We start from the raw sequence: 21,462 nt of genomic DNA, 5'->3' as shown, positions 1-21,462 counted from the left end.
AAGTCATGCCCGCCCTGCCCCGTCCCGTCAAAGCCCCCACCGGCACGCAGCTCAGCTGCAAGAGCTGGCTGACCGAGGCCGCCTACCGCATGCTGCAGAACAACCTGGACCCGGCCGTGGCCGAGAACCCGGATGCGCTGGTCGTCTACGGCGGCATCGGCAAGGCGGCGCGCAACTGGGACGCGTTCGACGCCATCTGCCAGGCGCTGCGCGAACTCGGCGACGACGAGACACTGCTGATCCAGTCGGGCAAGCCGGTGGGCGTGTTCCGCACGCACGCCGACGCGCCGCGCGTGCTGCTGGCGAACTCCAACCTCGTGCCGGCCTGGTCCACCTGGGAGCACTTCCACGAGCTGGATCGCAAGGGGCTGATGATGTACGGCCAGATGACGGCCGGCAGCTGGATCTACATCGGCAGCCAGGGCATCGTGCAAGGCACTTACGAGACCTTCGCCGAGGCGGCGCGCCAGCACTACGGCGGCGCCGCCACGGGCCGCTGGGTGCTGACGGCCGGCCTGGGCGGCATGGGCGGCGCCCAGCCGCTGGCCGCCACGTTCGCGGGCTTCTGCTCGCTGACCATCGAGTGCCAGCAAAGCCGCATCGACTTCCGCCTGAAGACGCGCTACGTGGACGAGCAGGCCACCGACCTGGACGACGCGCTGGCCCGCATCGCGAAGTACACCGCCGCCGGCGAGGCCAAGTCCATCGCGCTGCTGGGCAATGCGGCGCGGCTGATCCCGCTGCTGGCCGAGCGCTGCAAGCAGGGCACGGCCATCAAGCCCGACCTGGTGACCGACCAGACCTCCGCCCACGACCTGATCCACGGCTACCTGCCCTCGGGCTGGAGCGTCGAGCAATGGAAGGCCGCCGCGGCCGACCCGGCGCAGCACGCCGAGCTGAAGGCCGCCGCCGCCAAGAGCGCCGCCGAGCACGTGAAAGGCATGCTGGCCTTCCAGCAGATGGGCATTCCCACCGTCGACTACGGCAACAACATCCGCCAGGTCGCCAAGGACCAGGGCGTGGCCAACGCGTTCGACTTCCCTGGCTTCGTGCCCGCCTACGTGCGGCCGCTGTTCTGCGAGGGCAAGGGCCCGTTCCGCTGGGTGGCGCTGTCGGGCGACCCCGAGGACATCCGCAAGACCGACGCGAAGCTGAAGGAGCTGTTCCCGCAGCACGCCGCGCTGCACCGCTGGCTGGACATGGCCGCCGAGCGCATCGCCTTCCAGGGCCTGCCGGCGCGCATCTGCTGGCTGGGTCTGGGCGAGCGCCACATCGCCGGCCTGGCGTTCAACGAGATGGTGAAAAACGGCGAGCTGAAGGCGCCCATCGTCATCGGCCGCGACCACCTGGACAGTGGCTCGGTCGCGTCGCCCAACCGTGAGACCGAGGGCATGAAGGACGGCAGCGATGCCGTGTCCGACTGGCCGCTGCTGAACGCGCTGCTGAACACCGCCGGCGGCGCCACCTGGGTGAGCCTGCACCACGGCGGCGGCGTGGGCATGGGCTATTCGCAGCACTCGGGCGTCGTCATCGTCTGCGACGGCAGCGAGGCCGCCGCGAAGCGCGTCTCTCGCGTGCTGTGGAACGACCCGGCCACCGGCGTCATGCGCCACGCCGACGCGGGCTACGAATCGGCCGCCGCCTGCGCGAAGAAGAACGAACTCAATCTCCCGTCGCTATGAAACTCATTCCCGGACAACTCACCCTCGCCCAGCTCGCCGACATCGCCGCCGGCCGCGCCGCGCTGGAACTGGCCGACTGGAGCGCCGTCGACAGGAGCGCCGCCATGGTGGCCGCCGCCGCCGCGGGCGATGCGCCGGTCTACGGCGTCAACACCGGCTTCGGCAAGCTGGCCAGCACGCGCATCGCGAAAGACCAGCTCGCACAACTGCAGCTGAACCTGATCCGCAGCCACGCGGTGGGCGTCGGCGCGCCGATGTCGCCCGAGGTCATGCGCCTGATGCTGGCCACCAAGGCCGGCAGCCTGGCGCGTGGCTTCAGCGGCGTGCGCCGCGAGGTGGTGCAGTCGCTGCTGGACGCCTTCAACGCCGGCTTCATCCCCTACGTGCCCTGCCAGGGCTCGGTGGGCGCCAGTGGCGACCTGGCGCCATTGGCCCACATGACGCTGGCGCTGATGGGCGAAGGCGAGGCGCTGGTCGACGGCAAGCGCATGCCGGCCCGCGACGAGCTGGCCCGCCTGGAACTGCAGCCGCTGACGCTGGCCGCCAAGGAGGGCCTGGCCCTCATCAACGGCACGCAGGCCAGCACGGCGCTGGCGCTGCATGCGCTGCTGCGCTTCGAAGGCCTGTTCGCGACGGCGCTGGCCAGCGGCGCGATGACGCTGGACGCCGCCCGCGGCAGCGACGGCCCGTTCGACGCGCGCATCCATGAGGTGCGCGGCCAGCCCGGCCAGATCGAGGTAGCCGCCGTGTACCGCGCCATGGCCACCGGCAGCGAGATCCGCCAGTCGCACCGCGAAGGCGACGAGCGCGTGCAGGACCCTTACTGCCTGCGCTGCCAGCCCCAGGTCATGGGCGCCTGCCTGGACCAGGCCCGCCATGCCGCGCAGGTGCTGGTGCGCGAGGCGAACGCGGTGACCGACAACCCGCTGGTGTTCGACGACGTGATGGTGTCGGGCGGCAACTTCCACGCCGAGCCGGTGGCCTTCGCGGCCGACAACCTGGCGCTGGCCATCGCCGAGGTGGGCGCCATCGCCGAGCGCCGCATCGCGATGCTGATCGACCCGGGCATCTCGCGCCTGCCGCCCTTCTTGACGGCCGACGCCGGCCTGCACAGCGGCTTCATGATCGCCCACGTGACGGCCGCGGCCCTGGCCAGCGAGAACAAGAGCCTGGCCCACCCGGCCAGCGTGGACAGCCTGCCCACCAGCGCGAACCAGGAAGACCATGTCTCCATGGCCACCTTCGCCGCGCGCCGCCTTCACGCGATGATCGACAACACGGCCCACATCGTCGCCATCGAGATGCTGGCCGCCGCGCAAGGCATCGACTTCCTGCGCCCGCTGCAAAGCTCGGCGCCGGTCGAGGCGCTGCACCAGCGGCTGCGCGCGGACTGCGCCAGCAGCCCGGCCGACCATTACCTGGCGCCGGACATCGAGCGGGCGGCGGCGCTGGTGCAGGCGGGCGTGTTGAAGGCGTCGCACGCTCCCAGCTTCGGCGGCTGACGCAGCCCCCAGGAATGCGTGGGGGCGGCCCGCGCGCGGCCGGCACAGAATCGGCGCAGCCGCCCGCGCCGTTGTCATGCGCCCCACCTTCCCCGCCCTGCTCGTGCTCGCCAGTCTGGCGACGCCCGCACACGCCGAGCCGATGGTGATGCACTACCTGCCTCAGATGCCACTGCGCAGCAATGGCGTGCCCGACGTCCCTATGGCCGCCCGCACCACGCGCTGGGCCGCCGACGCGGGGCTGACGCTGACGTGGAAGCCCGTGCCGCTGAAGCGCAGCCTGCAGGAACTACGCACCAACCGCACGCCTTTTTGCGTGCTCGGCGCGTTCGACACCACGGAACGGCGGCAGTTCGCCCGCTACAGCCTCCCCATCCTGCAGAGCAACCAGCAGGTCTTCCTGGCGGCCAGCCGCGTCGCGCCGGCGCTGCGAGCGTTGCGCAGTGCCGAGGCGGCCATCCGCGACACGCGCTTCCAGCTGCTGGCGTTCGACGGCGTGGCCTATGGCGAGACTCTGGACCGCTGGATCGCCGAGCGTGCCGTGCCGCCGCAACGTGCCAGTGCGGCCAGCGCGCAGCTGCTGCCCATGCTGGCGCGGGGGCGCGTGGACTTCGTCATCTCCACGGCCGCCGAGCTGACGCGCCTGCGCGCCGCGGGCGGGCCGGATGCCGAGCAGGTGGAGGTGGTGCTGCTGCCCGGCATGCCGCCGCCGCCCACGCGCCATCTGGCCTGCAGCCAGCAAGTGCCGCCGGAGTGGTTGACCCGCTTCGACGACGCGGTGCGCGCGCGGCCCGCGCCATGACCAGCGATCAATACCTTCCGACCGCCCCCGCCACGCGCAGGAACACATAGGCGAACCAGGCCACGACGGCACGGTGGTACAGCGCGCGCCAGCCGGTGCCGCGTCGCTCGCCAACACGCTCCGACGCCGCGAGCGCGATGTCGATCTCGCCGGCCAGCCGGGTCGCGAAGCGCCGGTCCAGCACCACCACGTTGGCCTCCAGGTTGACCAGCAGCGACAACGGGTCGATGTTGGAGCTGCCCACCGTGGCCCAGTGGTCGTCCACGACGGCCACCTTGGCGTGCAGGAAGGCCGGCATGTACTCGTACACCTCGATGCCGTGGCGCATCAGGTCGGCGTACAGCGCCTCGGCGGCCCAGCCGGCGATGCGGTAGTCCAGCTTGCCCTGCAGCAGCAGACGCACGCGCACACCGCGCTGGGCCGCGACGCGCAGCGCGCGGCGGATGCGGTGGCCCGGGTAGAAGTAGGGGCAGATCACGTCCACGCTCTGGCGCGCGCCGCGGATGGCGTCGGCGTAGGCGTGCTCTATGGTCGTGCGGCGGCGCAGGTTGTCGCGCAGCACGAAGGCGGCGCACACGGGCGGCAGGTGCGGCACCGCGGCGGCCAGGCGCTGCGGCCCGCGCCAGACCTGCGTCAGCCACAGGCTGAAGCGGCGCCGCAGCGGCACGTAGTCCAGCAACGCATCGTCGAACTCCCGGCCCAGCCAGGCGCGCGACCAGATGGAGCGCACGCTGACCGCGACGGCGTCCACCAGGCCGCCGCGAACCTCCACCGCATAGTCCAGCCGCGGTTGTTCGCTGAGGCCGTGGTGCAGGTCCACGCGGTCGTCGATGACGTTGATGCCGCCGACAAAGGCGGCCTCGTTGTCGACGACGCACAGCTTCTGGTGCAGGCGGCGCAGCTGGCCGCGCTGGAACCAGCGCCACCAGCGGTCCATGGGCCGGAACACCGCGAATGCGACGCCGCTGCCCTCGAAGCGCTTGTGCAGCGTGTGCAGGCTGGCGCCGCTGCCGAAGCCGTCCACCACCACGCGCACCCGCACGCCGCGCCGGTCGGCGGCGATCAGCGCGTCGGCCAGCGCCAGCGAGGTGTCGTCGTCGTGGAAGATGTAGGTAGCCAGCCAGACCTCGCGCTGCGCCTGCGCGATGGCCGCATGCATGGCCGGGAACAGCTGGTCGCCGCCGCGCAGCAGTTCGATGTGGTTGCCGCCGACGAAACCGGTGTCGGAAGACTGGTGGCGCTGGCGTCGCCTGGTGCCGAGGCGACGCATATCAGCGTTCCGTGGTGCTTTGCACCACCAGCGCGCCGGCGCCGGGCCGCCCCAAGCCGGCCCGCAGGCGATGTGCTTGCGGCTCAACGCCGCAAGCATCGCCGTCCCCCCGGGGGACCGACTGGGCTTGCCCGCGTTCAGCGCGGCAAGACCGGGCGAGGGGCCTAACGCCTGTCATTCCAACGCCAGTTCCACGACCAGCGGCAGGTGGTCGGACATGCGCGCCCACGACGGGCCGCGCGGCACCTGAATGCCGGTGCAGCGCAGGCCGCGCATGTAGACGCGGTCCAGCGAGAACACCGGCAGCCGTGACGGGAAGGTGGCCGCGCGCATGCGGTTGGGCGCCGACGCGCGGCGCAGGCCGTGCGTGCGCATGGACGTGTCCAGCCGCTCGCCCCAGTCGTTGAAGTCGCCCGCCACCAGCACGGGTGCGCCCTCGGGCACATGGTCGCGCACGAAGATGGCCAGCCGCTCCGCCTGCCGCACGCGGCTGGAATGGATGAGGCCGAAGTGCGCCACCACCACATGCACCTCGGTGCCCTGCCAGCGCACCGGCACGTGCAGCAGGCCGCGCTGTTCGAACTTGTGGTCGGACACGTCGTGGTGGCCGATGTCGCCGATGGGCCAGCGCGACAGCAGCGCGTTGCCGTGCTCGCCGAACTTGGTGGTCGCGTTGGTGCGGTAGGCCACCTCGTAGCCGTCGGGCGCCAGGAACTCGGCCTGCCCCTTCTCGGGCCAGCCGAACCAGGTGCGGTCGAAATAGGCGGCCTCGCGGTGGTGGAACAGCCGCACCTCCTGCAGGCACACGAGGTCGGCGTCCAGCGCCTGCACGCCCATCTGCAGGTTGTGGATCTCCAGCCGCTTGGCCGGCCCCAGCCCACGCACACCCTTGTGGATGTTGTAGGTGGCGACTCTCAACACATCGCCGGGAGAGTGAGGAGTAGGACGAAGTGGACTCATGACGACGGCACCGGACTGAACCGCGGCAGTTGCAGCACCGCCTCGGCGTTGGACGGCGAGAAGCAGCGGTCGGCCGCTTCATGCCAGGGCAACCAAAGCCACGATAGATGCTCGCGCGGCGCCAGCGTGGGCGTCAACGCCTCGGGCAGTTGTAGGCCGAAGACGTGTTCGGTGTTGCGCGTGACGCCCGGCGCATAACGGTGCCGCCAGTGGGGATAGATCTCGTAGACGTTGGCCAGCTGCCAGTCGCGCAGTTCGCCGCCCACCGCCGCGATGTCGAAGCCGGTCTCCTCCCAGACCTCGCGCCGGGCCGTCTCGGCCGGCGGCTCGTCCAGCGCGTCCTTGGAGCCGGTGACGCTTTGCCAGTAGCCCGGATGGTCGGCGCGCTCGATCAGCAGCACCTGCAGGTCGGGCGTGTGGATGACGACGAGAACCGACTCGGGAATCTTGAAAGGCTTGGCCAACTGCATGGCCAAAGCATAGCGACCTCAGCCGCCTTGGGCCTTGCGCCGCGCGACCTCCGGCGGCAGTTCCTTGGCCTGCAGTTCACGCACCTGCGCCACCAGTTGGTTGTGCGCGTCCAGGAAGGCGGCGGCGATGACCTTGCCCTCGTTGGAGTTGCTCCAGCCGGCGCCGGCCGCGCCGCCCAGCTTGCCCAGCACGGCACCGCCCACGCCCAGGTCGGCCACCTCCACGGAACCGGTGGACGCCGCCACCTGCTCGGTGGTCTCGTTGTCGGTCAGCAGCAGCGCCGCCTGCGCCTGCTTGAGTTTGACCTGCTCGGCCGCGCCGACCAGCTTGTTCAGGTAGGGAATGGCCGCCAGGATGCCGCCGATCTGCCGGCCGGCGTCCTGCTCGCTGAAGGTGAGGCTGGGTGTCAGGCTGTATTGCGCCTCGTAGCCCTTGCCCTTGCTCACGGTGTTGCCCTGCTGGCGCAGCACGCCGGCGTCCTTCAGCTCCTGCTCGCGCACGGTGGCCTTCAGGCCCGCGGCGCGGTCCACGACGCGAAAGCAGCCGCTCTGCTGCGCCAGCAGCCGCACCAGCGGCACCGGGCTGGACGGCAACTGGTAGCCGGAATAGGCGTAGCCGTTGGGGTTCTCGACCAGTGCCAGCGTCGCGACCGGCGCGTCGCACTTCACCAATTCGCGGCTGGCCTTGTGCGCACCGGCCGGGCCGGCCGACCCGCTGATGACGGAGCCGCCCTCGCCCAGCGACGTGGAGGACTTGCCGCAAGCGGCAAGCAGCAGGACAACGGCGGGCACGACCAGCAGGCGCAGATTTCTCATGGGCGCGAGTCTGCCTCCCCGCCTGCACCGCAGCGGCCCTAGAACAAGGGACACCACGGTGCCTGACCCCTCACTTGGGGTACAGAACCATCTGCGTGCAACGGAACAGTGCCAGCGTCTTGCCGCTGTCCTTGTGCGTGACGACCGCATCCCAGACCTGCGTCGTGCGGCCCAGGTGAACGGGCCGGGCCACGCAGCTGACCACGCCTTCGCGCGCGGTGCCCATGTGGTTGGACTTCAGCTCAACGGTCGTGAAGCCGCTGGCACCGCGCGGCAGGTTGGCCATGCAGCCATAGCCCGCGCAGGTGTCGGCCAGCGTGACGACGCTGCCCGCGTGCAGAAAGCCGTTGGGTGCCATCAGCTCGGGCCGCACGGCCAGCTCGGCGTGGATCTCGCCGCCCTCCACGCCGGTGATGACGATGCCCAGATGGCCCGGCAGGTTGCCGGCGCCAACCTGGTTGAATTGCGTGATGTCTTGCATGGGTACTGCTCCTCCCGCGCGCATCGTAATCACCCAAAAGAAAAGGCCGGCATCGCTGCCGGCCTTTGGAGATGCGCTAGCGCGCCAAACGATCAGGTGCGCGTCAGCGTGGCCTTCAGCATGCTGTTCAACAGGTCCAGCGACTCGGCCAGGTGGGCGCGCGTCTCGACCGACAGGCCCGGCTTGGCCGAGGCCGCGCGCAGATCGCCAGCCAGCTGGCTGGCGTGCCAGCGTGCCATGGCGAATGCGTCGGCGTAGCTGGTGGCGGCATTGGTCGAGCGGTTCAGTTGCAGCTGCAGGCGCTTGATGTACTCGCGCTGCAGGCTGCGGCGCATGCGGTCGATCTCGGCACCGGTCTTCAGCTCGCTGAAGATGGCGCCCTGCAGCGTGGCGTACACCTCGCTCAGCGACACGGCCGACTTGCGCTGCGCCTCGGGCAGGTAGCTGCCTTGGTCGATCAGACGGCGCGCGGTGGCGGCCGACATCAGGCGGTCCAGCACGCGGCCCTGCAGCGCGGCGACGGTGTCGGGGATGGACAGCGGCAGGCCGCGCTCCCACTCGTTGTAGTCCAGCGTCTGCGCGGCCAGGAACTCGGGCTTGAACTTGAACGCGTCGCTGGACAGCAGGCCCGTGGCGATGAAGCGCAGCGCTTCACGCTGCTGCGCGGTCTCCACCGGCTTGAAGGCCTGGCCCGGCGTGACGCCCGGCACGATGCGTTCGGCCTGCAGGCCGCCCACGTACTTGCTGACGTTGTTGGCCGTCATGCCCAGCTGGCGGAACGACTCCAGCACCGAACGGCGCGAGCGCAGCGGGTCTTCGCCAGCCTCGGGCTTGCGGGCCTGCACGCGCTCCCACAGCTCCTGGTTCAGCTTCAGGCGCTTCTTGGCATAGGCCAGCGGGTCGTCGCCCAGGTCGCGCTGGTTGCTGCGAGGGTCGAAGCCGTCGTAGATGCCGCCCACGCCCTGGTCCATGTCGTCGCCATAGGCCAGCTGCGGTTCGGTCGAGCGCGCGGCGATCCTGGCCAGCTCGGCGGCCTCCTGGCCCGCGGCAATGGGCTTGTAGGCGTACTCGACGGCCCAGTAGTCGTAGGCGCCCAGCGTCGTGTTGGTCAGCGTGGAGCGCGCCTCGCCCTTCAGCGGCAGGTTGTAGGCGTTGTAGTCCATCACCGAGTTGGAGATGCCGTTAGCCTCGGTCCAGGCCTTGTCCTTCAGCTGCGCCTGCGTGATGGTCGTGGACGAGCGGAAGTTGTGCTTGAAGCCCAGCGTGTGGCCGACCTCATGCATGATGACGTCCTTCACGACGGCTTGCGCCAGCGCCTCGGCCTCGGGGCCGTTCATGTCCATGCCGTCGCGCAGCGCCAGCAGGTCCAGCGCGAAGCCGAACTCGGAGGCCTGGTCGGCGGCATAGCTGCAGAACTGCTCGCTCAGCGCGCGGCTGCGCTCGCCCATCCAGCTGGCGGCGTGCGCGTGGTCGTGCGAGTGGCTGTGGCCATGGCCGGCCACGTCGTCCGCGGCCAGGCGGCGCGAACCGCGGCCGAACACGTCGCTCATGCCGATATCGGCGTCGAGGATTTCACCGGTGCGAGGGTCCTTGTTGCTGGGGCCGATGGCGAAGCCCACATCGGAGCCGGTGAACCAGCGGATGGACGCATGCGTCGAGTCCATGTTGTCCCAGTCGGCATCGTCGGGCTGCTGCTTGGCCTGGATGGCGTCCTTGAAGCCGATCTTCTCGAAGGCCTTGTTCCATTCCAGGATGCCGGCCTTGACCGCCTCGCGGTACTTGGCGGGGATGTTCTTGTCCATCCAGTAGACGACCGGCTGCACCGGCTCGGACAGCGCGGCGTTCGGGTCCTTCTTCTCCAGGCGCCAGCGGTTCACCATGTGCACGCGCGTGTTGGCCTTGGTGTCGTCGCCGAGGTCGCTGTAGCTCTCCATGAAATGACCCAGGCGCGGGTCGGCATGGCGGATGGCGGCCGGCTTCTCGGGCAGCGCGCGGAAGCTGTAGACGAAGCTGAAGAACATCGAGCGCGGGTCCGGCGTGGCCTGCGGCGGCGTGGGCACGGGCACCGGCGCGGCCACCAGCGGCGGCGCGGGGATGCGCGGCGTCGCGAAGTGCACGCGCGAGGTCAGCGTCGTGATCTGCGCATCGGCGCGGCTGGCCTCGATGAAGGAGTTGGCGCGGTCGGGCGCGTACGGCAGGCGGTAGGCCGCCTCCAGGCGCGTGGAATAGCCGGGGATGTCGCCCAGCAGCAGCGCGCTGGCATCCACCAGCACCGACTTGCGGTCGGGGTGATCGGCGCTCGCGACCGGGCCGGCCGTGACCAGGCTGGGCGAGAAGGCCTGCTCCAGCACCAGCTTGCTGTCGGCACTGGCGCTGCGGAACTTGGTGTTCAGCGCGATCAGCTGCACGTGGTTGCCGATGCGGCGCCACTCCACCATCTCGTCGCCCAGCATCTGGCTGGCGTACAGGCCGCGCTCGCCGATGGAGTTGGCAACGTTGACGCTGAACAGGAAAGGCTTGTTGAAAGCCTCCTTCGGGATCTCGATCCAGACCTTCTCGTCCTTGCGCCAGACCGGGAACAGGCCCGGCTGCTCCTTGGCGCCCTTGATGACGTCGGCAAAGGGCTTGGGCGCGGTGGGATCGGCGGGCGGGCGCGCGGGCGCGGCGGCAGCGGGGCCCGAAGCGGCAGCAGCCGGGGCGGCGGGGGTCTGGGCCTGGGCCACGGCCGCCAGCGCGAGTAGCGCGGCGGAGGCCAGGACGGAACGCGACATCGGGGTCATGAGATGTGTCCGAAGGAAACGAAAGCCGGCCACTTTAAGCGCGGCGACACTTGCGTCAATCCGATGCCGCCCCCGTCGCGCAGGCGCAAAACTTCACGCAAAAACTTCCGTCATGTCGTTGACCCATCTGCTCTATTTGCACGGTTTCCGCTCGTCACCGGGCTCCGCCAAGGCGCGCCGCATGGCGGCCTGGGCCTCCGAGCAGGCAGGCCTGACCTTCGCCTGCCCGCAACTGCCGCCGTCGCCGCGCGAGGCGATGGCGCTGGCCAACGAGCTGGTCGCCGGCTGGCCGGCGGACGGCGTGGCCGTCATCGGCAGCTCGCTGGGCGGCTTCTACGCGACCTCGCTGGCCGAGCGGCCCGCCCACCGCGGCTGGCGCGTGGCCGTGCTGAACCCGGCCGTGGACCCGGCGCGCGACCTGGCTCGCCACATCGGCACGCTGACCGCCTGGCACGACCCCGAGCTGAAGTTCGAGTTCACGGCCCAGCATGTGGCCGAGCTGGCGGCACTCACGCCTCCCGCCCGGCTGACGACGCCGGCCCGCTACTACGCGCTGATCGCCAAGGGCGACGAACTGCTGGACTGGCGCGAGATGCTGGCCCGCTACGCCGGCTGCGACGGCGAGGTCATAGCCGGCAGCGACCATGGCTTGACCGACTTCGAAGACCATCTGCCCGGCCTCGAAAAACATCTGCTGCGCTGAGGCGACAATCGCGCCCTTATGTTTGCGCTGTTTGACGACGCCGGGAAATTCCTCGCCGGCCGGGTGATGAGCGAGGCCGACGCCTCGATGCAGGTGGAACTGGACTCGGGCAAGCGGGTCAAGGTCAAGGCCGCCAATGTGTTGCTGAAGTTCGAGCAGCCGGCGCCGGCCGTGCTGCTGGCCGAGGCCCGCAAGCTGGCCGACGACATCGACCTGGACCTGGCCTGGGAGTTCGCGCCCGAGGGCGAGTTCGGCTTTGTCGATCTCGCCAAGGACTATTTCGACGCCAAGGCCGGCGTCGTGCAGCAGGCCGCCGCGCTGATGCGGCTGTTCGACGCGCCGCACTACTTCCGCCGCGCCGGCAAGGGTCAGTTCAAGAAGGCGCCCGAGGAAACGGTCAAGGCCGCGCTGCTGGGCATCGAGCGCAAGCGCCAGCAGGCGCTGCAGATCGAGGCCTGGGCGCAGGAGCTGGTGGCCGGCACCTGCCCGCAGCCCATCCAGGACCAGATCTACAAGATCCTGTTCAAGCCCGACAAGAACGGCCCGGAGTACAAGGCCGTCGTCGAGGCGAGCAAGCTGGCGCACAAGGCGCCGCTGGACCTGCTGCAGGGCGCCGGCGCCATCACCAGCCCCTACCAGTTCCACTGGAAGCGCTTCCTGTTCGAGAACTTCGCCAAGGGCGTGGGCTTCCCGGCGCTGACGGCGCCGGAGATCAAGGACGAGCTGGCGCTGAGCCCGGTGCAGGCCTTCTCCATTGACGACTCGCAGACGACGGAAATCGACGATGCGCTGTCGGTGCAGGGCCTGGGCACGGGCACGGTCACCTTCGGCGTGCACATCGCCGCACCCGGCCTGGCGATCACGCCGGATTCGGCGGTCGACAAGGTCGCCCGCGAGCGCCTGTCCACCGTCTACATGCCGGGCTGGAAGATCACCATGCTGCCCGACGAAGTCGTGCAGACGTACACGCTGATCGAGGGCCGCGACTGCCCCGCCGTGTCCATCTACTTCACGATGGACGAGTCCACGCTGGCGATCACGGCCAAGGAAACCAAGCTGGAGCGCGTGCACATCGCCGCCAACCTGCGCCACGACAAGCTGGACGGCATCGTCACCGACGCCACGCTGTCGGGCGAGGCCCCCGCCGACTACGCCTTCGCGCCGGAGCTGGCCTTCTGCTGGCGCCTGGCCAAGGTGCTGAAGGCGCAGCGCGAGGTGGTGCGCGGCAAGCCCGAGAACTTCAACCGGCCCGACTACAACTTCCGCCTGGCCGGCGAGCGCATGGAGCCGCCCAACGGCAGCGAGTCCGTCGAGATCAGCGTGCGCGCGCGCGGCAGCTCGCTGGACCTGATCGTGGCCGAGGCCATGATCCTGGCCAACTCCGCCTGGGGCGGCTGGCTGGCCGAACTGGGCCTGCCCGGCATCTACCGCAGCCAGGCCAGCTTGGCGCCCGGCATCAAGGTGCGCATGGGCGTGAAGGCGCTGCCCCACGCCGGCATGGGCGTGGCCAGCTACACCTGGGCCAGCTCGCCGCTGCGTCGCTATGTGGACCTGGTGAACCAGTGGCAGATCATCGCGGCGGCCCGCCACGGCAAGACGGCCGCGCTGGTCGCGCCGTTCAAGCCCAAGGACGCCGCGCTGTTCTCCATCATCTCGGGCTTCGAGGCCGCCTACGCCGCGTACAACGGCTTCCAGAACGGCATCGAGCGCTTCTGGACGCTGCGCTGGCTGCAGCAGAACGGCACCACCGAGCTGACCGCCACGGTCATGAAGGAAGGGCTGGTGCGCGCCGACGACCTGCCGCTGGTGTTCAAGGCGCTGGGCTGCGAGCCGCTGCCACGCGGCAGCCACGTGAAGGTGCGCATCACCGGCCTGGACGAGATGACGCTGGACGTGCATGCCACGCTGATCGAGCGACTGGATGAGCAGGCGGCCGCCGACGAAGCGGAAGGCGATGACGAGGAGCTCGAAGCCGCCGCTGCGCCGATTGCGCTGGCCATCGACATCAACGAACCCGAGCCCGCGCAAAGCTGATGCGCAAGCTGAGCACGCTGCAGATCGCACTGGCGTTCTCGCTGGGCGTGCATGTGGTGTTGCTCAGCCTGCGCTTCGCCGCGCCGACGGCCTTCAACCGCATCTTCCAGGACACGCCGCTGGAGGTGGTGCTGGTCAACACGCGCACCAACGAGCCGCCCGCCAAGGCGGCGGCGCTGGCCCAGGCCAACCTGGCCGGCGGCGGCAACATGGAGACCGGTCGTGCCACCTCGCCGCTGCCGCCCGCGCGGCACAGCGAGATCGGCGATGCCGCGCAGTCGCAGAGTTCGCAGATCGCGAGCCTGCAACAGCAGCAGCAGCAACTGCTGACGCAGCTGCGCCGCGACCTGGCGCTGCTGCCACCGCCCGACCCCAAGCGTGAGAAGACCGACGCCCGCGAACGCGCCCAGGCTGAGAAGCGCCGACAGTTGGTGGACCTGCTGGCCGAGATCGAGAAACGGGTCAACGAGGAAAGCGCCCGGCCTCGCAAGCGCTACATCAGCCCCGCCACGCGCGAGGTGGTCTATGCGCAGTATTACGATGGCCTGCGCCGCCGCATCGAGGAGCGGGGCACGCGCGACTTTCCCGAGTCCCGCGGCAAGAAGCTCTACGGCGAGCTGACGATGAACATCCATATCGACCACAAGGGCCGCGTGCTCGAGACCGACATCCTGGCCTCCAGCGGCAACACCACGCTGGACCGCCGTGCCATCGCCATCGTCCAGGCTGCCTCGCCCTTCGGCAATTTCAGCAGCGAGATGCTGAAGGGCGCCGAGGTGCTGGTCATCACGTCGCGATTCCGCTTCACGCGCGACGAGGGGCTGGAAACGACATTGAGTGGACAACCATGACTGATCGATATGCCGTGGTCGGCAACCCGGTGGAACACAGCCGCTCGCCGGCCATCCACGCGATGTTTGCGGAGCAGACCGGCCAGACGCTGACCTACGAACGCCTGCTGGCGCCACTGGATGGCTTCGAGGCCGCGCTGAAGGCGTTCGTCGCCGCCGGCGCCAAGGGCTGCAACATCACCGTGCCGTTCAAGTTCGACGCCTTCGCGCTGGCCGCGAATCGCACCGAGCGCGCGCAGCTGGGCGGCGCCGTCAACACGCTGCGCTTCGACGCGGACGGCTGGACCGGCGACAACACCGACGGCGCCGGGCTGGTGAACGACATCCAGAAGAACACCGGCCGCTCGCTGGCCGGCCTGCAGGTGCTGCTGGTGGGCGCTGGCGGCGCCAGCGCGGGCGCTTTAGGCGCGCTGATTGCGGCCAGGCCCGCGCGCGTCACCCTCGTGAACCGCACGCTGGACAAGGCGCAGGCGCTGGTCGCAAGCCATGCCCACCTCGGCGTGACGCTGTCGGCCGCGACGCTGGCCGATGCGCCGGCGGCGCAGGACATCGTCATCAACGCCACCAGTACCAGCCTGGCCGGAGCGGCCTCGCCGGTCGATGCCCGCGTGCTCAAGCGCGGCAGCCTGGCCTTGGACATGATGTACGGCCCCAAGGCCCAGGGCTTCCTGGACTGGGCCGCCGCCCACGGCGCCGAGCCGCGCGACGGCCTGGGCATGCTGGTGGAGCAGGCCGCCGAGGCCTTCTTCTTCTGGCGCGGCGTGCGGCCCGACACGGCGCCGGTGCTGAAAGCGCTGAGGGCCACGCTGTGATGCGACACGTCGGCCGCCTGCTGGCCGTGCTGGTGCTGGCCGTGCTGTGCCTTCAGCTGTGGTTCGCCGGCCGCATCGCGCTGATGAACGTGCTGGCGCCGCAGTCCACCAGCTTCCAGCGCAGCGAGGCCATTCGCCTGGCCACCGAGAAGCAGCGGGTGGCGTGGTCGCAGCAGTGGGTGGACAACGACCAGTTGCCCGCCTCGCTGAAGCGCGCCGTCATCGCCAGCGAGGACGATTCCTTCGCCGAGCACGGCGGCGTGGACTGGGACGCGCTGAAGGGCGCCTGGAAGAAGAACGAGAAGGCGCAGGCCCGCGCCGAGGCGCGCAAGGCCAAGGCGCCGGCCAAGGTGGTCGGCGGCTCCACCATCTCCCAGCAGCTGGCCAAGAACCTGTTCCTGTCCGGCGAGCGCACGCTGCTGCGCAAGGGCCAGGAGCTGGTGCTGACCTTGATGCTGGAGAACCTGCTGAGCAAGCAGCGAATCCTGGAGATCTACCTGAACAGCGTGGAATGGGGCGAAGGCCTGTTCGGCGCCCAGGCCGCGGCGCGGCACTACTTCCGCACCGACGCGGCAAGGCTGGGCGTCTTCGAGGCCGCCCGGCTGGCCGTCATGCTCCCCGCGCCCAAGCGCTTCGAGCGCCAGCCCGGTTCGCCATATGTATTGGGCCGCGCCGCCCTGATCGTCAGTCGCATGCCCAGTGCTCAGCTTCCATGAGTGATTCGGAAGAGATCGCCGCCGCCGCCGCCCGCCTCATCGTCGACGAAGGCATGGATTGGGGGCCTGCCAAGCAGCGCGCCGTCCGCGACCTGGGTCTGGCCCGCGGCGCCACGCTGCCCGGCAACGACGAGGTGGAAGACGCCGTGCGCGAGCACATCGCGATCTTCCATGCCGACACGCAGCCGGCCGAGCTGCGCGCGCTGCGCGAACTGGCCGCGCAATGGATGGGCCGGCTGGCCGACTTCCGCCCGCACCTGGCCGGCGCCGTCTGGCGCGGCACGGCCACGCGGCTGTCCAACATCCACCTGCAGCTTTATTGCGACGACAGCAAGGCCGCCGAAATCGCGTTGCTGGACCGAGGGCTGGACTTCGACGTCGCCGAGACCACCGGCCCACGCGGCCGCGCCGTCGACATGCTGGTGCTGGATGTGCCCTGCCCTGCGCTGCAGGAGCGCGTCACGCTGTGCCTCAGCATCCTGGACTTCGACGACCTGCGCGGCGCGCTGAAACCCGACGCCCGCGGCCGCACCGAGCGCGGCGACCTGGGCGCCCTGCAGGCCTTGCTGGAAGAATCACCCCCGCCATGAATCCCGTCACCCGCCGCCTCCTGCTCGCCGGCGCCGGCATCGGCGCCGCCGCCTTGGGCGCCTCACTGGCCTGGCGTCGCGCCAACCCGCCGGCCGCCTCCGCCGTCGCACAGGCGTTCTGGGCCCGCCGCTTCCCCGGCCTGGACGGCGCCGAGCTGGACGTTGCCCGCTGGCGCGGCAAGCCGCTGCTCGTGAACTTCTGGGCGACCTGGTGTCCGCCCTGCGTGAAGGAGCTGCCGGAAATCAACCAGTTCTACAACGAGGCCAAGGGCCGCGGCTGGCAGGTGCTGGGCCTGGCCATCGACCAGGCCGATCCGGTGAAGGCCTTCCTGAAGAAGACGCCGCTGGACTTCCCCATCGCGCTGGGCGGCCCCGAGGGCCTGGGCCTGGTGCGGGAGCTGGGCAACCCCGCCGGCGGGTTGCCGTTCTCGGTCGTCTTCGACGAGACCGGCGAGATCAGCTGGCGCCGTCTGGGCGTCACGCACCTGCAAGACCTGCGCGAACTGGCGCGAACCTGACCCCAAACCGGCTCCGCCCGGGCGCAACCTGAGAATTTCCCCAATCCGGCGGGAAATCGGCCTCAAAACGCGTAAAGTTCGCCCTTCCTCAATTTAGTGGCGACTCTCTAGACCTCTGGTTCCAGGGCGTTACCACGTGTTTGATGCAAGTTCTCGTCCTGCATGGCCCCAACCTCAACCTGCTCGGCACCCGCGAGCCCGAGGTGTACGGCGCGCAGACCCTGGCACAGATCGATGCTGAACTGAGCACGATCGCGACCGAAGCGGGCGCCAAGCTGGTCAGCTTCCAAAGCAATCACGAAGGCGCGCTGGTTGACCGCATCCAGGCCGCGCGCAGCGACGGCACGCGCTTCATCGTCATCAATCCGGCCGCCTACACGCACACCAGCGTCGCCGTCCGCGACGCGCTGGCGGCCGTGGCCCTGCCCTTCATCGAAGTCCACCTGTCGAACATCCACCGCCGCGAGGCCTTCCGCCACCACAGCTATCTGAGCGACCTGGCGGTCGGCGTCATCTGCGGCCTGGGCGCCAATGGCTACCGCCTCGCGCTGCGCCACGCCCTCGAATCGTTGGAAGCCGGCGCCTGAACGGCACCGGACTTGCCCCTTCACCCACAACAACTACATCGCCTGGAGCCCCCACCATGGACCTGCGCAAGCTCAAAACCCTGATCGATCTGGTCTCGGAGTCCAATATCTCCGAACTGGAAATCACCGAGGCCGACGGCAAGGTCCGCATCGTCAAGTCCGACCCGGCCGCCGCCGTGGCGGTCCAGCCGGTCTACGCCCCCGTGCCAGCGGCACCGGTGGTCCATGCCGCCGCGCCGACCGTGGCGGCCGCTGCACCTGCGACGGCGGCAGCTCCGGCGCCGGTGGCCGAAACCGGCCATATCGTCAAGTCGCCCATGGTGGGAACCTTCTACCGAGCCTCCAGCCCCAACGCCAAGGCATTCGCCGACGTGGGCCAGTCCGTCAAGGAAGGTGAGGCCATCTGCATCATCGAGGCCATGAAGATCATGAATGAGATCGAGGCCGACAAGACCGGCACGATCACGAAGATCCTGGTCGAGAACGGCCAGCCCGTCGAGTTCGGCCAGCCGCTGTTCGTCATCGAGTAAGGACTTCTGATGTTCAAGAAGGTTCTTATCGCCAATCGAGGCGAGATCGCCCTGCGCATCCAGCGGGCGTGCCGCGAGATGGGCATCAAGTCCGTCGTCGTGTACTCCGAGGCCGACCGAGACGCCAAGTACGTGCGCCTGGCCGACGAGGCCGTCTGCATCGGCCCCGCGCCGTCCGCGCAGAGCTACCTCAGCATGCCGGCCATCATCGCCACGGCCGAGGTCACCGACGCCGAGGCCATCCACCCCGGCTACGGCTTCCTCAGCGAGAACGCCGACTTCGCCGAGCGCGTCGAGCGCAGCGGCTTCACCTTCATCGGCCCGACGCCCGAGTCCATCCGCATGATGGGCGACAAGGTCTCGGCCAAGCAGGCCATGATCCGCGCCGGCGTGCCCTGCGTGCCCGGCTCGGAAGGCGCGCTGCCGGAAGACCCGAAGGAGATCATCAAGATCGCCCGCTCGGTGGGCTATCCGGTCATCATCAAGGCGGCCGGCGGCGGCGGCGGGCGCGGCATGCGCGTCGTGCACACCGAGGCGGCCCTAGTGCACGCGGTGCAGACCACGCGCGCCGAAGCCGGTGCGGCCTTCGGCAACCCCGAGGTCTACATGGAGAAGTTCCTGGAGAACCCACGCCACGTGGAGATCCAGATCCTCGCTGACACGTTCAAGAACGCGGTCTGGCTGGGCGAGCGCGACTGCTCCATGCAGCGCCGCCACCAGAAGATCATCGAGGAAGCGCCGGCGCCCGGCATTCCCCGCCGCGCCATCGAGAAGGTGGGCGACCGCTGCGCCGCCGCCTGCAAGAAGATGGGCTACCGCGGTGCCGGCACGTTCGAGTTCCTGTACGAGAACGGCGAGTTCTACTTCATCGAGATGAACACGCGCGTGCAGGTGGAGCACCCGGTCACCGAACTGGTGACGGGCATCGACATCGTGCAGCAGCAGATCAGGATCGCCGCCGGCGAGAAGCTGCCGTTCACGCAGCGCCAGATCGAGATGCGCGGCCACGCGATCGAATGCCGCATCAACGCGGAGGACCCGGTCAAGTTCGTACCGTCGCCCGGCCGCATCACGATGTGGCACGCGCCCGGCGGCCCCGGCGTGCGCGTGGACTCACATGCGTACACGAACTACTTCGTGCCGCCCAACTACGACTCCATGATCGGCAAGATCATCGTGCACGGCGACACGCGCGAGCAGGCCCTGGCCCGCATGCGCATCGCGCTGAGCGAGACGGTGGTCGAAGGCATCCAGACCAACATCCCGCTGCACCGCGAGCTGATGGCCGATGCCAAGTTCATCGAGGGTGGAACCTCCATTCACTACCTCGAGAGCTGGATGGCGGCGCACAAGCGATGACTCGACCCGCGCCGATGTCTGCACTCGCTGGACAATACTGCGCATGAGTCATCTGTTTGAACTTGCCCTGGTCTGCCGCGAAGCCGACGTCGAGATCGTCAGCGACGCGCTGATGGAGATCGATGCCCTCGCGGTGTCCGTCGAGGACGCCGATGCCGACACCGACGCCGAGCACGCGCTGTTCGGCGAGCCCGGCATGCCCGCTCCCGCGGCCGGCTGGGAACGCTCGGTCGTCAAGGCCTTGTTCCCTTCCGAACCCGAGGCCACCGAAGCGGCCACGCTGATCCTGGCCCAGGACTGGGCCGCCGACGTGCACGTGCAGGCCATCCAGTCTGTGCCCGAGCAGGACTGGGTGCGGCTGACGCAAAGCCAGTTCGCGCCGGTCGAGATCACGCCCGAGTTCTGGATCGTGCCCAGCTGGCACGAGGCGCCGCCGCAGGCCCGGCGCGTCATGCGCCTGGACCCGGGACTGGCCTTCGGCACCGGCACGCACCCGACGACGCGCATGTGCCTGCGCTGGATCGCGACACAGCCCCAGCAAGCCTGGCCTCGTGTGCTGGACTATGGTTGCGGCTCCGGCATCCTCGCCATCGGTGCGGCGCTGCACGGCGCCAAGAGCATCGATGCGGTGGACATCGATCCCGCCGCGATCACGTCATCGCGCGACAACGCCACGGCCAATAGCGTGACGCTGAACACCGGCCTGCCCGAACTGGCACAGGGCGAGTACCCGCTGGTCATCGCCAACATCCTGGCCACGCCGCTGAAGCTGCTGGCCCCGCTGCTCAGCGCCCATGTCGCGCGCGGGGGTCATCTGATCCTGGCCGGCATCCTGTCGCGCCAGGCCGATGAACTGAAAGCAGCCTATGCGCCGTGGCTTCAGCTGTCGGTCAGCGATGAAGAGGACGGGTGGATCCTGATGACGGCACAGCGCGCAACATGAGTCTCGCCACGCGCTGCACCGCTTGCGGCACGGTCTTCAGGATCGTGGAGGACCAGTTGCGCGTGTCCGACGGCTGGGTGCGCTGCGGCCGTTGCTCCGAGATCTTCGACGCCCGCGAATTGCTGTTCGACATCGAGCGCGACGCACCGCCACCATGGCCGGTCGCCTATGCGCCTCAGGCGATGGTGGAGCCCCCTCCTCCGCCACCACCACCGCCGCCTCCCCCGCCACCACCGCCCCCGGTGTGGATACCGCCGCCGGAACCCGAACCCGAGCCCCGCATGGAAGCCTTGCCGACCGGCTGGCCCAGCGAGCCCATCGGAAGCCGGCAGGAGCCGCGCTGGGTGGATGACCTGATCGCGCCGCCGGCTCCAGCGCCGGAGCCCGAACCCGTCACCAGCCGCGAGGAGCCGGCCGCACCCGGCTTCACCGAGCCGGCAGTGGCGGCAGCAGCGTCAGCGGCCGCCATGCCCGAGTTCATGCGCCGCGCCGAGAACAGCGCGCGCTGGAATCGCCCCGGCGTGAAGCTGGCTCTGGGCCTGGTGTCATTGCTGCTGGCCCTGCTGCTGCTGCTGCAGGTCACGCTGCACTTCCGCCATGCGTTGGCCGCACTGCATCCGCCGTTGCGTGGAGCCTTGAATGGCCTGTGCAGCGCCTTCGGCTGCGAGGTGCAGCCGTGGCGACGCATCGAGGCCATCAGCCTTGAGTCCCATTCGCTGAGCCTGATGGGCGGCGGCAACGGCTACAAGCTCAACCTGTCGCTGCGCAACAAGACCGCCGTGGAGGTGGCTGCGCCCTCGGTGGAGCTGAGCCTGACCGATGCCAGCGGTGCCCCGTTCGCTCGCCGCGTCATCGGCCCCGAGGCGCTGCAACCGCAGCTCAAGCAAGTGGCGGCCGAGTCCGAGCACGAGTTGTCGTTCAGCTTCGGCACCGGCGGCAAGCGCGTCAGCGGCTACAGCGTCAACCTCTTCTACCCCTGACACACCCGCCGCTGCGGCGGCACCGACCAAGAAAAAACCCGGCACCGCGTGAGCGGGCCGGGTTTCGCATTTGCTG

General features: G+C 69.6%; 21 protein-coding genes. 15 read left to right on the top strand and 6 right to left on the bottom strand.

Annotation, left to right across the window (positions count from 1 at the left end; all coding sequences use genetic code 11):
• The first annotated feature begins 5 nt into the window (after nucleotides 1-5).
• The 3 genes from hutU to J2X21_RS01510 all read left to right on the top strand — a co-directional run bounded on the left by hutU (nucleotide 6) and on the right by J2X21_RS01510 (nucleotide 3,986).
• Entirely contained in the window at nucleotides 6-1,682 is a 1,677-nt protein-coding gene (gene hutU, locus J2X21_RS01520; protein ID WP_310324000.1) for a urocanate hydratase, read from the top strand.
• The gene (gene hutH / locus J2X21_RS01515; protein WP_310323997.1) at nucleotides 1,679-3,184 is read left to right on the top strand and encodes a histidine ammonia-lyase; all 1,506 of its coding nucleotides are present in this window, start codon (nucleotides 1,679-1,681) and stop codon (nucleotides 3,182-3,184) included. Before hutU ends, hutH begins: the two co-directional genes overlap by 4 nt.
• Nucleotides 3,185-3,260: 76 nt before the next feature.
• Nucleotides 3,261-3,986 carry a transporter substrate-binding domain-containing protein gene (locus tag J2X21_RS01510; protein ID WP_310323995.1) on the top strand — a complete coding sequence of 242 codons (726 nt, stop codon included), beginning with the start codon at nucleotides 3,261-3,263 and terminating at the stop codon, nucleotides 3,984-3,986.
• A 7-nt stretch (nucleotides 3,987-3,993) separates the two neighbouring features.
• On the opposite strand, the gene clsB is transcribed toward J2X21_RS01510, so the two are convergent.
• The 6 genes from clsB to J2X21_RS01480 all read right to left on the bottom strand — a co-directional run bounded on the left by clsB (nucleotide 3,994) and on the right by J2X21_RS01480 (nucleotide 10,754).
• Nucleotides 3,994-5,256: a cardiolipin synthase ClsB gene (gene clsB, locus J2X21_RS01505; RefSeq protein WP_310323991.1), complete on the bottom strand. Its 1,263-nt coding sequence runs from the start codon at nucleotides 5,254-5,256 to the stop codon at nucleotides 3,994-3,996.
• Nucleotides 5,257-5,430: 174 nt separating this feature from the next.
• Nucleotides 5,431-6,216 (bottom strand): endonuclease/exonuclease/phosphatase family protein, encoded by a 786-nt coding sequence (locus J2X21_RS01500; RefSeq protein ID WP_310323988.1) that lies wholly within the window; start codon nucleotides 6,214-6,216, stop codon nucleotides 5,431-5,433.
• The gene (gene nudB / locus J2X21_RS01495; protein WP_310323985.1) at nucleotides 6,213-6,686 is read right to left on the bottom strand and encodes a dihydroneopterin triphosphate diphosphatase; all 474 of its coding nucleotides are present in this window, start codon (nucleotides 6,684-6,686) and stop codon (nucleotides 6,213-6,215) included. Before nudB ends, J2X21_RS01500 begins: the two co-directional genes overlap by 4 nt.
• 18 nt (nucleotides 6,687-6,704) lie before the next feature.
• Nucleotides 6,705-7,502: a CsgG/HfaB family protein gene (locus J2X21_RS01490; RefSeq protein WP_310323982.1), complete on the bottom strand. Its 798-nt coding sequence runs from the start codon at nucleotides 7,500-7,502 to the stop codon at nucleotides 6,705-6,707.
• Between the two features lie 70 nt (nucleotides 7,503-7,572).
• Entirely contained in the window at nucleotides 7,573-7,983 is a 411-nt protein-coding gene (locus J2X21_RS01485; RefSeq protein WP_310323977.1) for a PaaI family thioesterase, read from the bottom strand.
• A 92-nt stretch (nucleotides 7,984-8,075) separates the two neighbouring features.
• On the bottom strand, nucleotides 8,076-10,754 hold the full coding sequence (locus tag J2X21_RS01480) for a zinc-dependent metalloprotease (RefSeq protein WP_310323974.1): 2,679 nt from the start codon (nucleotides 10,752-10,754) through the stop codon (nucleotides 8,076-8,078).
• A gap of 121 nt (nucleotides 10,755-10,875) precedes the next feature.
• Here J2X21_RS01480 and J2X21_RS01475 point away from each other — a divergent pair, with 121 nt between their 5' ends.
• The 12 genes from J2X21_RS01475 to J2X21_RS01420 all read left to right on the top strand — a co-directional run bounded on the left by J2X21_RS01475 (nucleotide 10,876) and on the right by J2X21_RS01420 (nucleotide 21,386).
• Nucleotides 10,876-11,466, top strand: a complete 591-nt coding sequence (locus J2X21_RS01475) for a YqiA/YcfP family alpha/beta fold hydrolase (protein ID WP_310323971.1) — start codon at nucleotides 10,876-10,878, stop codon at nucleotides 11,464-11,466.
• Between the two features lie 18 nt (nucleotides 11,467-11,484).
• The gene (locus tag J2X21_RS01470; RefSeq protein ID WP_310323968.1) at nucleotides 11,485-13,500 is read left to right on the top strand and encodes a ribonuclease catalytic domain-containing protein; all 2,016 of its coding nucleotides are present in this window, start codon (nucleotides 11,485-11,487) and stop codon (nucleotides 13,498-13,500) included.
• On the top strand, nucleotides 13,500-14,351 hold the full coding sequence (locus J2X21_RS01465) for a TonB family protein (protein ID WP_310323965.1): 852 nt from the start codon (nucleotides 13,500-13,502) through the stop codon (nucleotides 14,349-14,351). Before J2X21_RS01470 ends, J2X21_RS01465 begins: the two co-directional genes overlap by 1 nt.
• Nucleotides 14,348-15,163, top strand: coding sequence for a shikimate dehydrogenase (gene aroE, locus J2X21_RS01460; RefSeq protein ID WP_310323962.1), 816 nt, complete (start codon nucleotides 14,348-14,350; stop codon nucleotides 15,161-15,163). The genes J2X21_RS01465 and aroE overlap by 4 nt, the downstream gene beginning before the upstream one ends.
• Nucleotides 15,163-15,879, top strand: coding sequence for a monofunctional biosynthetic peptidoglycan transglycosylase (gene mtgA / locus J2X21_RS01455; RefSeq protein WP_310325422.1), 717 nt, complete (start codon nucleotides 15,163-15,165; stop codon nucleotides 15,877-15,879). Before aroE ends, mtgA begins: the two co-directional genes overlap by 1 nt.
• The gene (locus tag J2X21_RS01450; protein ID WP_310323959.1) at nucleotides 15,876-16,469 is read left to right on the top strand and encodes a hypothetical protein; all 594 of its coding nucleotides are present in this window, start codon (nucleotides 15,876-15,878) and stop codon (nucleotides 16,467-16,469) included. Before mtgA ends, J2X21_RS01450 begins: the two co-directional genes overlap by 4 nt.
• On the top strand, nucleotides 16,466-16,987 hold the full coding sequence (locus tag J2X21_RS01445; protein ID WP_310323957.1) for a TlpA disulfide reductase family protein: 522 nt from the start codon (nucleotides 16,466-16,468) through the stop codon (nucleotides 16,985-16,987). Before J2X21_RS01450 ends, J2X21_RS01445 begins: the two co-directional genes overlap by 4 nt.
• Nucleotides 16,988-17,127: 140 nt before the next feature.
• Nucleotides 17,128-17,574 (top strand): type II 3-dehydroquinate dehydratase, encoded by a 447-nt coding sequence (aroQ, locus tag J2X21_RS01440; protein WP_310323954.1) that lies wholly within the window; start codon nucleotides 17,128-17,130, stop codon nucleotides 17,572-17,574.
• 56 nt (nucleotides 17,575-17,630) lie between these two features.
• Nucleotides 17,631-18,104 (top strand): acetyl-CoA carboxylase biotin carboxyl carrier protein, encoded by a 474-nt coding sequence (gene accB, locus J2X21_RS01435; RefSeq protein ID WP_310323951.1) that lies wholly within the window; start codon nucleotides 17,631-17,633, stop codon nucleotides 18,102-18,104.
• 9 nt (nucleotides 18,105-18,113) lie between these two features.
• Nucleotides 18,114-19,463, top strand: coding sequence for an acetyl-CoA carboxylase biotin carboxylase subunit (gene accC, locus J2X21_RS01430; RefSeq protein WP_310323949.1), 1,350 nt, complete (start codon nucleotides 18,114-18,116; stop codon nucleotides 19,461-19,463).
• A gap of 52 nt (nucleotides 19,464-19,515) precedes the next feature.
• A complete protein-coding gene (prmA, locus tag J2X21_RS01425) occupies nucleotides 19,516-20,406 on the top strand; it encodes a 50S ribosomal protein L11 methyltransferase (protein ID WP_310325421.1) in 891 nt (296 codons plus the stop codon).
• Nucleotides 20,403-21,386 (top strand): zinc-ribbon and DUF3426 domain-containing protein, encoded by a 984-nt coding sequence (locus J2X21_RS01420; RefSeq protein WP_310323947.1) that lies wholly within the window; start codon nucleotides 20,403-20,405, stop codon nucleotides 21,384-21,386. Before prmA ends, J2X21_RS01420 begins: the two co-directional genes overlap by 4 nt.
• Nucleotides 21,387-21,462: the final 76 nt, after the last annotated feature.

The sequence above is a fragment of the Roseateles asaccharophilus genome (assembly GCF_031458115.1).
Lineage (GTDB): Bacteria > Pseudomonadota > Gammaproteobacteria > Burkholderiales > Burkholderiaceae_C > Pelomonas > Pelomonas asaccharophilus_A.
Note: the sequence above shows the minus strand (reverse complement) of the source record. Positions and strands in the feature narration are given on the sequence as shown.